We start from the raw sequence: 8982 nt of genomic DNA, 5'->3' as shown, positions 1-8982 counted from the left end.
TGTTCAGTTGAACCATCAGGCCGTTTTGCCTCTCGAAACTCTTGGTATAGAATGTTGCGTTCTTGAAAGTTGGGACGTTCTTGGTTAAGGGCACGTTCTAGGGTGACTGCTGCCTGATAGTTGGCTTCGGGTACGACCATCTGGTTAAACACAAAGGTAAGGCCAGTAACCAGCGCACCAAGGACGATCGCAGGTAGCACTAACCGATAAAGGCTAATGCCGCAACTACGCAGAGCTATCAACTCGCTATCGCTAGAAAATCGGCTATAGGTAATCAGGCACGCTAACAACGTTGCCATGGGGAACGAGTAGCCAATGAATTCTGGCATTTTGTAGAGCAGCACTGTCATGGCTACAGATACAGGCAAACCAGATTCGGCAATTTTCCGGACTAGATCAAAGACAGCACCGACGGAAATGCCGATCGACGAAAATAGCCCCACACCAAACAAGAAGGGCATACTCAGCTCGGTGATGATATAGCGATCTAGCACTGAAATCCCACGAGCTAGCCAGCCTAGGGACTTAAATGGGGCACTAAAGGATTTCACAAGGCCAGATGCCATAGACAAAGATGCAACAAAGTAGTGTGATGATTAAACTTGAAAGTTATCACCCAAGTAATATTGACGCACAAGAGGGTTGGTATACAACTCTTCCGACGTGCCTGATGCTAAGATCTTGCCATCGCGCATGATATAGGAACGATCAGTAACCGCCAGGGTTTCACGGACATTGTGATCTGTAATCAAAATACCCATGTTTTGATCCCGTAATCGTTCAATAATACTTTGAATTTCTGACACAGCGATTGGATCCACGCCCGCAAACGGTTCATCTAGCAACAGAAACCGAGGCCCATCACGACCCGAGGCCAGTGCCCTAGCAATCTCTGTGCGGCGGCGCTCCCCTCCAGATACCTGAATGCCTAACCGAGACGCTACCCGCTCTAACCGAAATTCGTGTAACAACTGATGTAAGCGTCTTTCCTGTTCAGTTGGAGATAGGTCTGTTTGTTGCAGCACCAAGCGGATGTTGTCACGCACACTCAAATGTCGAAAAATACTTGCCTCTTGTGCTAGATAGCCAATGCCCATGCGAGCGCGATGATGGATGGGAAGTTGGGTAATGTTGACTTCATTAAGGCAGACTTGCCCTAGGTTAGGCTTTTCTAGACCTGTAGCAATGTAAAAAGTTGTCGTTTTGCCTGCACCATTAGGCCCCAGCAACCCCACAATTTCTCCTTGCTGCACAGACAAACTCACACCATTAACAATCGAGCGTCTGCCATAGGATTTGTAAATATCCTCCAGTGAAATTTTCAACTGCCTTCTACCTTTGCTTGTAAGCATGCAACTAGGGTTACTAACCTTAGCCTACCCAGATAAAGAACTACTCTCAGCAACTATCGCTGCTTTAAACTCTAAGCAAGCGTTACCGCTCTAAAAAGGAGCTACTCCCGGAGCAGGAGTTGCTGGAGATTGAGTATTATCTCTTTCCTCTACTTGATAGATCGACCGAACTTGCTGATTGCTAGCAGGTAGCGCCACAAATCGCCCCTCATCAATTAAATAGGTGACAGTCTCACCACGGATAGAGTTACCATCTTGCACAATATAGACGTTACCGCTTAGAACAATTCGGCGCTCCCGACTGAAATACTGCGCTTGGGCTGCTGTGGCTCGAATGCCTCTGGCAGGGTAATCAATTTGAACATTGCCACGTGCTGTCAATACTCCAGTCTTAGCATTGGCCTCTTGGATGTCCGCTTGTAAGGTTAAGGGGCTGCGAGTAGCGGCTGGATTTGCTGTTTGTGCGTCTGCCTGCATCACCAAGTGGGAAGCACCTGCAATGATAGATGATACAGCGAACAGGGCAAACAGCCACGATCGTTGACGAGATGTGCGGGAAGATGGGCAACGCATAACTTTTTCAAATCACAGATAAATCAGGGTGATTAGGATTCAGAGTGATACACTAAGGCTGTCATTTTTCACCTTCAGATGCCTCTTTTGAAGACATCACTAACATACTAGATTGCTAACCCACTAGTTAAGTTTCAGGTGACCAGGTGATGACTGCGGTCATTCCTACCAGTCATACTTTTCCTCCTATCCACATACCTCCTATCCACATAACTGTAGTACCAACTGCTCTGAAAGTAACTAATCCTCGTTCATTATATCGATGGTTCCTATGACACCTGTTGACGAAATCCACACAGCTAATGTTCACGTGATGAATGGTGACTTGGCGATCGCTGCTTACTTGGCTCAACCCATGGGTGACGGCCCATTTCCTGGTGTTGTAGTCATTCAAGAAATCTTCGGTGTCAATGCTCATATTCGAGATGTTACCGAGCGGTTTGCGCGGGCTGGCTACGTGGCGATCGCCCCTGCCATCTTTCAACGCCTTGCCCCCGGATTTGAAACTGGCTACACGGCTGATGACATCGCAATTGGACGACAGTACAAAGAGCAAACCAAAGCAACAGAGTTACTGAGCGACATTCAGGCCACAATCGACTATCTCCACAGCCTGCCGATTACCAAACCTGGTGGAGTTGGTTGCATTGGGTTTTGTTTTGGTGGGCATGTAGCCTACCTAGCTGCCACATTGCCTAGCATCAAGGCTACAGCATCTTTCTATGGTGCGGGTATTCCTACAATGAGGCCTGGAGGTGGAGAGCCGACGATCGCTTGCACCCCTGACATTAAGGGCACCCTATATGCCTTCTTTGGCACGGCTGATGCTAGTATCCCGCCTGAGCATGTTGACCAGATCGAGGCTGCTCTCCAGCAGCACAATATTCCCCATCGCGTGTTGCGATACGAGGGGGCAGACCATGGCTTCTTCTGCGATCAACGTAGTAGCTACAATGCTGAAGCAGCCGCTAGTGCTTGGAATGTAGTGCTACAGCTTTTTGCAGACAATCTTTAGACTGGCCTAACGTTGACAACTGCGCTCATTAGGCTCAAGTAGCATGAATTGGATACTCGTATACATAATGCTGGGATTTGTAACGAGATAATTTAAATATCGACATATTCCGCAACTATTTTTGACCTGTTGGGAGTATGATTGGTTCTGGTGTGAGTATAAATGACTATTGACAGCTTATGAGCGCTAGTATTTCTAACCCTGCATCGTCCGCTGTATTGGCATCTAAAGCATCCGCAACTGCTACGGCTGCTAGTAGCTCTCGTAGTTCCGCTACCACAGAAGATCAGCTCAGATCGGCTCAGTTGCCTCCTTCAATCTACAGCATCGACCATCAAGTCAAATATCTTCATCTTCAAGCTGAAACAGATGCCCTGCTGCAACAACTGCAACTGCTTCAACGTGCACGCCAAGCTTAGGGACTGCTGGGGGACTCCTGATGATTGGGTGATTCGGTAGGGTTCATGGTCTCCCGTTTCTTGAGAGCATCTTCCGCAGTTCTAACTTTGTCCTTTACCGTTTGAGTAGGAGTTGTTACTGTAGAAGGGGTCGCTGGTGGAGTAGACTGCTGACTACTGCAAGCTGTAAGTAGGCCAACGATCGCCAACGCTAACACTGGTGTCCAAGGTGTTGTCCGACGTGTAATCCAGTCCGTAGTTGTGCCTATCTTGATTGGAGTAGCTAGATGAATTGGGTTCATAAGTAACTCCTTACCCCAGCGCTAACACTAAGTCTCTCGCTTGTTAGCATACCCTTTTTGCCATGCAACTTTCAGCCCAGCCAACAGCCCACCTAACTAAGTCGCCCCCAACACTGGCAATTAGCACAGCCACATTGACTGTCAGCGGTATGCGGTGTGCTGGTTGTGTGTCGGCTGTTGAAAGCCATTTGCTAAAGCAAACAGGGGTTGTCTCTGCTGTAGTGAACTTGGTTACGGAATTGGCAACTGTTACCTATGATCATCGCCAGACAGAGCCAGATACCCTAGCGCAAAGCTTGCAGACCATTGGTTTTACTGCCACAGTCAAATCGTCACCCTCTACAGACGGTTGCCCATCGTTGTCGAATCAGGCAGCGGCGGAATCGGAAACTGTACAGCAGCAAACTTGGCAACTTGGTACTGCTACGGCGCTTTTGATTCTCTCTGGGTTGGGTCACATTGGTCTCTCTTCCCATCATTCCGTTGAAACTGCGCTGCCCTTACCAGGGCTGTCTATGCTTACCAACATTTGGTTTCACTGGGGCTTAGCAACCTTGGCTATCTTGTGGCCTGGACGATCGTTGTTACAGGATGGCTGGCAAGGGCTACGGCGACTAGCACCTAACATGAATACCTTGGTCGGCTTAGGTGCGCTCACAGCCTACGTAACCAGCACGATCGCCCTTTTAGTCCCAGAGCTTGGATGGGAATGTTTCTTTGACGAGCCAGTGATGGTGATTGGGTTTATTTTGCTAGGGCGGTCTCTGGAACGGCAGGCACGAAATAAGGCCTTATCAGCCTTGCGAGCATTAATTGCCTTGCAGCCACCTACTGCTCGGTTAGTCACTACCGATCAGGTGGTCACAGAAATTCCTGTTGAGAGAATTCATCCTAACGACCTAGTGCAAGTGCGCTCTGGTGAAATGATCCCCGTAGATGGGTTGGTGATTTCTGGGCAGACTACAGTGGATGAGTCGATGCTCACTGGAGAATCACTCCCTGTATTGAAGCAGGTAGGTGACTCTGTTAGTGCAGGCACACTAAACCAACTGGGCGCAATTACCGTTAGGGCAACCCATACTGGGCAGGATACGACCCTCGCACGCATGGTGAGGTTAGTAGAAGTTGCCCAAACACGAAAGGCTCCCGTCCAGCGGTTGGCAGATACAATCGCTGGTTATTTTACTTACGTTATTTTGGCGATCGCCGTACTCACATTCCTTGGCTGGTATACCATTGGTAGCCGTGTTGTGGATTTTGCCTCGCTAGGTCTTGCTGAGACGGCATCAAATCCTCTGTTGCTAAGTATAAAGTTGGGGATCGCTGTACTTGTAGTGGCTTGCCCCTGTGCTCTGGGGTTGGCTACTCCGACAGCGATTCTAGTTGGTTTTGGCGTTGGTACTAGCCAAGGTCTACTAATTCGGGGTGGAGATGTTTTAGAAAAAGTCAATCGTATTACGACTGTTGTCTTTGATAAGACGGGCACACTGACATCAGGCTCTCCAGTAGTGACCGATTGCATAGTTATCGCTCCTGATTTGTATGAATGTGATGATGGTTCGCAAGACACCGAGCAGCAGCGACTGATTCCCTCCACACCCGAAGCATTGATGCAGCTTGCGTTCACTGTTGAACAAGGCACTTGTCATCCGATCGCTACGGCTATTCAACGCTATGCCACTACTCACAACTTGGTTCCCCTTAGTGGCAGCCACTTCCACACAGAGCCGGGGTATGGGGTGGCTGCCATGATTGGCAATCAATGCGTTAGGTTGGGATCCTATGAGTGGTTGCGCCACAACAATATATTGCTCCCGGCCTCGGTTCAACCACAAGTTGAGCAACTGGCAAAAGCTGGCAAACAGGTGATATATTTAGCGATCGAGCACAGGTTAGTTGGCTTGATTGCCATTGCTGATGATTGGCAACCTGATGCAGTGCCTGCTATAAGACAGTTGCAGCACATGGGGCTAGAGATTAAAGTGCTCACAGGTGACAAAGCTAGTACTAAGGCCGCTATTACTCGTATCACAGGCATTGCAGAGGCGGATATTATTGTAGGTATTAAGCCTGATGAAAAAGCCAGCTACATTGCTCAATTGCAAGCCCAAGGTCACCGAGTCGCCATGGTAGGGGATGGTATTAACGATGTGCCCGCATTAGTACAAGCCGATGTTAGTATTTCGATGCGATCGGGTACCGACGTTGCGATCGAAGCGGCTGATATTGTCTTAATGCGACTTGACCAAGCGAATTCTCAACGGATTCACCTGATAGACGTTGTAAAATCTATTCAATTAAGTCGTGCTACCCTGAATAAAGTTCATCAGAACTTGATTTGGGCCTTGGCCTACAACGTTGTGTGTGTTCCCTTGGCAGCGGGTGCGTTGCTTCCAAGATACGGGGTCATGTTGAACCCATCCCTAGCAGCATTGATCATGGCACTGAGTTCTATCACAGTAGTAACTAACTCGTTGTTGCTGCGCTATGTCCGCTTATCCGGAATATAGGTGATTTTCTCTTCATTGCTAAATTAGCAATAAGCAATGAATTCCAAGAGCTACACTAGGACAATACAGAGACAAGCATAAAAAACCGCATAGTAATTTTGGCAATGGCTTCAGACGTACCACAAAATCACATGCTTATCATTGAGGACGACAAGGGGCGACGTGAATTTCCGCTTACTGGTCCGATTTACTCTATTGGCAGGGATCCAAAATGTGACATTCGCCTAATCTCACAGTTTGTTTCACGGCGACATGCAACGCTAGTTCAGCTTCCCAATGAGGATGGAGGCTTCTATTACCGCATTGTGGATGGCAACTTGAAGGGTAAACCTAGCGCCAATGGTCTATTGATTAACGGTCGTAAACTCCAAGCTCACAACCTTCAGAACGAAGACGAAGTTGTGTTCGGCCCTCAAGTTCGAGCGATTTACTACCTACTGAGTCAAGATGCAGTCGCAACTACGCCTCCCGATGAGGAATTTGATATTACCCTAATTAGCCCTAGCATGGTAGGCGAGCCTGAGGACTAGACAACTCACGACATCGGCAGCAGGTGCCTACCTTCGCCCAGATTGGGAGGTCTACCTCTACCTAGATTGTCAGGATGATAGATTGTTAGGATGACACGTGTTCAAGCAACTCCCAAGAATTACTGTCCAACAGTGTGTTGTTCACTAACTCGAACATACGACGGCAGTGGTTATTAGCCTGTAACGGCAGCTCTTCATTCTTAACCACGAAGTTCAGTGCCATGCTTGGGGTGCACAGCTCACCAGTCTTGGCTTCATGTTCCCTAGGCCTATCAATTAGAACCTCTACAGTCACCAATTTGGCAAAGGTGACCTGACCTGGAATCTCGCGGGCAACTAGGTAGTCGTTATCTCTGTAGATAACCCGCATGTTGCAAGCTTCGAGTACATTGGTTATGGCTGGTTGAAGGTCATCAACGGGTGCAGCCACCTTGAACAAGGAAGTGTAACGAGCCATAGGGAATCAACACGAATAACGGCGGAGTATTTGGGTAGTCCTTCAATACAATCAGTTACCTTACCTTTTGTTCACACTGCCTACACTCTAGCATACAAAACTTGGTTTACTGGATGCAGGAGAATTCAAAAATCAAGCTATAACCAATTGCGGCCTCATGTGTGATGGAGTGTTGATAGTCTTTGAAGGAGTTGAGGGTGCTGGTAAAACGACTCAAATTAGAGAGTTATATCAGTGGTTATTGACCAGTAGTCGATGTCAAGCGCTCGATCGATCGATTGTGCTAACTAGAGAACCAGGAGGCACGAGCTTGGGTGTCAGGTTACGACAACTGTTGCTAGAACAACAGACGGACGAGTGCATCCAAGATCGATCGGAACTATTACTCTATGCGGCTGATCGCGCTCAGCATGTAGAAGCATTCATTAAACCGCACCTAAGAAATGGGGCAATTGTACTGTGCGATCGCTACACTGACTCTACCATTGCCTACCAAGGTTATGGACGTGGACTGGATCTGCAGTTAATTGAACAAGTTAATCAACTAGCGACAGGTGGGCTAGTGAGCGATCTCACATTTTGGTTAGAGATTGACGTGAAGGTGGGGCTATCTCGCGCTAGGCAAAGGGGATCAGCTGATCGTATCGAACAAGCCGAGTTGATGTTTCATCAACGAGTGGATGCCGGGTATCGTCAGTTAGCACAGCAACATCCGGATCGGATTGTTCGCATTGATGCACAAGGCAATGTAGATGAGGTTTTCCAGCAGGTGAAGCTTGCTTGGCAGCAGCGATTTCCTGAATTTTGCTGACTGACGGTGAAATTAGGATGAGTTATCTACTTAGCGCATATATCTGCTGATCTCACGATGCCATTAGGTGATAGCCGGTCAAAGCTGATAAGCAGATCAATTCACAGCAACTGACTGGGAGGGTGGCACTAAATTGTTGATCATTGCTGTAGTCATTTAGTGATTTTCAAGTATCATGGCTGGAGTGTTATCCTAAGCTGCTGATGGTTAAGTGTTTACGTTAGTAGTTAGACGATTAAAGTAGTGGTTTAGATTTGGGGAGTTGTTGAATGCCTGCAAGCCTGAGAAACTCTAGTGTCATGCCTGCAATTGAGAGCGATGACCAGTCGCTAGCTCATCGTCACTTGACGCTGGTAACGGCTAGCCCTAGTCAGCAATCTCAACCATCTACGGTTCATCAGCTCCCTGAAGATCGGCTGCGCCCACTGTGGTTACAGCTATTGCTCAATGTTCAGCATGGGTCATCAGTTGTTATGGCGGCATTGGCCTGTGGTGTTCTGGTTGCCTATGTGCAGACTGTCCAAACTCAGCAGCAATGGGGCAGAGCGTATCGCCGCTTGGAGGTTCTACAGCGCCAAGAGCGCCAACTTTTGTCTGCGGGGGCACTGTTGCAAGAGCAGCTCGATCGCCCTAGCAACTCGTTGACAAAGGAGCTTGAACCACTAACGTTATCCCAGGCTATCTTCATCAAGCCGCAACCAGTGCAGTCATCGGTTGCAGTTCCTCCTAAAAGCTCTGCGCCTCCCGGTCATGTTCCTCTGGCATATTAGTGGGCTAAATATCAGTGGGCTAAGTCTATGGCACTAGACAAGCGGAGAGGTCGGGTACTGGTTAAGCAGCCTAAATCTCCCGATGCAGAAGAGAATGCTAGCCGATCGCACCCATCGGCTAGTAAGCGGTTCTCACGGGTTGAGCAGGTTCAAGTCAGGGGAGCTAATCGTCGGTCAGCGACTCATTTACGCCAGCAGTCATTCTCTGATGCATCATCTGATGCATTGCCGTCTCCACCATCTCGCCGTATCTCCCGCTCTGGT

The 8982-nt window shown here is 48.4% G+C and carries 12 protein-coding genes; 7 read left to right on the top strand and 5 right to left on the bottom strand.

What is annotated here, in order from left to right; all coding sequences use genetic code 11:
• The 3 genes from NZ772_08500 to NZ772_08490 form a co-directional block, all read right to left on the bottom strand.
• Window positions 1-566 (bottom strand): LptF/LptG family permease (locus NZ772_08500; GenBank protein ID MCS6813593.1); only part of this gene is annotated, 566 nt, incomplete at its 3' end.
• Between the two features lie 30 nt (window positions 567-596).
• Entirely contained in the window at window positions 597-1325 is a 729-nt protein-coding gene (gene lptB, locus NZ772_08495; protein ID MCS6813592.1) for an LPS export ABC transporter ATP-binding protein, read from the bottom strand.
• 117 nt (window positions 1326-1442) lie between these two features.
• Window positions 1443-1829, bottom strand: coding sequence for an organic solvent tolerance protein OstA (locus tag NZ772_08490; GenBank protein MCS6813591.1), 387 nt, complete (start codon window positions 1827-1829; stop codon window positions 1443-1445).
• Window positions 1830-2196: 367 nt separating this feature from the next.
• On the opposite strand from NZ772_08490, the gene NZ772_08485 reads away from it, so the two are divergent.
• A complete protein-coding gene (locus NZ772_08485; GenBank protein ID MCS6813590.1) occupies window positions 2197-2940 on the top strand; it encodes a dienelactone hydrolase family protein in 744 nt (247 codons plus the stop codon).
• Window positions 2941-3119: 179 nt separating this feature from the next.
• The gene (locus NZ772_08480) at window positions 3120-3359 is read left to right on the top strand and encodes a hypothetical protein (protein ID MCS6813589.1); all 240 of its coding nucleotides are present in this window, start codon (window positions 3120-3122) and stop codon (window positions 3357-3359) included.
• On the opposite strand, the gene NZ772_08475 is transcribed toward NZ772_08480, so the two are convergent.
• Complete coding sequence (locus NZ772_08475) at window positions 3356-3640, bottom strand: hypothetical protein (protein ID MCS6813588.1); 285 nt, start codon at window positions 3638-3640, stop codon at window positions 3356-3358. The two genes, NZ772_08480 and NZ772_08475, sit on opposite strands and share 4 nt — an antisense overlap.
• A gap of 62 nt (window positions 3641-3702) precedes the next feature.
• On the opposite strand from NZ772_08475, the gene NZ772_08470 reads away from it, so the two are divergent.
• Together NZ772_08470 and NZ772_08465 are read left to right on the top strand one after the other, a co-directional pair.
• The gene (locus NZ772_08470; GenBank protein ID MCS6813587.1) at window positions 3703-6150 is read left to right on the top strand and encodes a heavy metal translocating P-type ATPase; all 2448 of its coding nucleotides are present in this window, start codon (window positions 3703-3705) and stop codon (window positions 6148-6150) included.
• A 104-nt stretch (window positions 6151-6254) separates the two neighbouring features.
• Window positions 6255-6680, top strand: coding sequence for an FHA domain-containing protein (locus NZ772_08465; protein ID MCS6813586.1), 426 nt, complete (start codon window positions 6255-6257; stop codon window positions 6678-6680).
• Between the two features lie 85 nt (window positions 6681-6765).
• Here NZ772_08465 and NZ772_08460 read toward each other — a convergent pair whose 3' ends face one another.
• Window positions 6766-7137 carry a hypothetical protein gene (locus NZ772_08460; GenBank protein MCS6813585.1) on the bottom strand — a complete coding sequence of 124 codons (372 nt, stop codon included), beginning with the start codon at window positions 7135-7137 and terminating at the stop codon, window positions 6766-6768.
• Window positions 7138-7294: 157 nt separating this feature from the next.
• Between NZ772_08460 and tmk the strand changes: the two genes are divergently transcribed.
• The 3 genes from tmk to NZ772_08445 all read left to right on the top strand — a co-directional run.
• Window positions 7295-7948, top strand: coding sequence for a dTMP kinase (gene tmk, locus NZ772_08455; GenBank protein ID MCS6813584.1), 654 nt, complete (start codon window positions 7295-7297; stop codon window positions 7946-7948).
• Between the two features lie 299 nt (window positions 7949-8247).
• Window positions 8248-8718: a hypothetical protein gene (locus tag NZ772_08450; GenBank protein MCS6813583.1), complete on the top strand. Its 471-nt coding sequence runs from the start codon at window positions 8248-8250 to the stop codon at window positions 8716-8718.
• 27 nt (window positions 8719-8745) lie between these two features.
• Window positions 8746-8982: hypothetical protein (locus NZ772_08445; GenBank protein ID MCS6813582.1), on the top strand; the 237-nt coding region annotated here is incomplete at its 3' end.

It is taken from the genome of Cyanobacteriota bacterium (assembly GCA_025054735.1).
Lineage (GTDB): Bacteria > Cyanobacteriota > Cyanobacteriia > SKYG9 > SKYG9 > SKYG9.
This window is presented reverse-complemented; position numbering and strand designations above follow the sequence as displayed.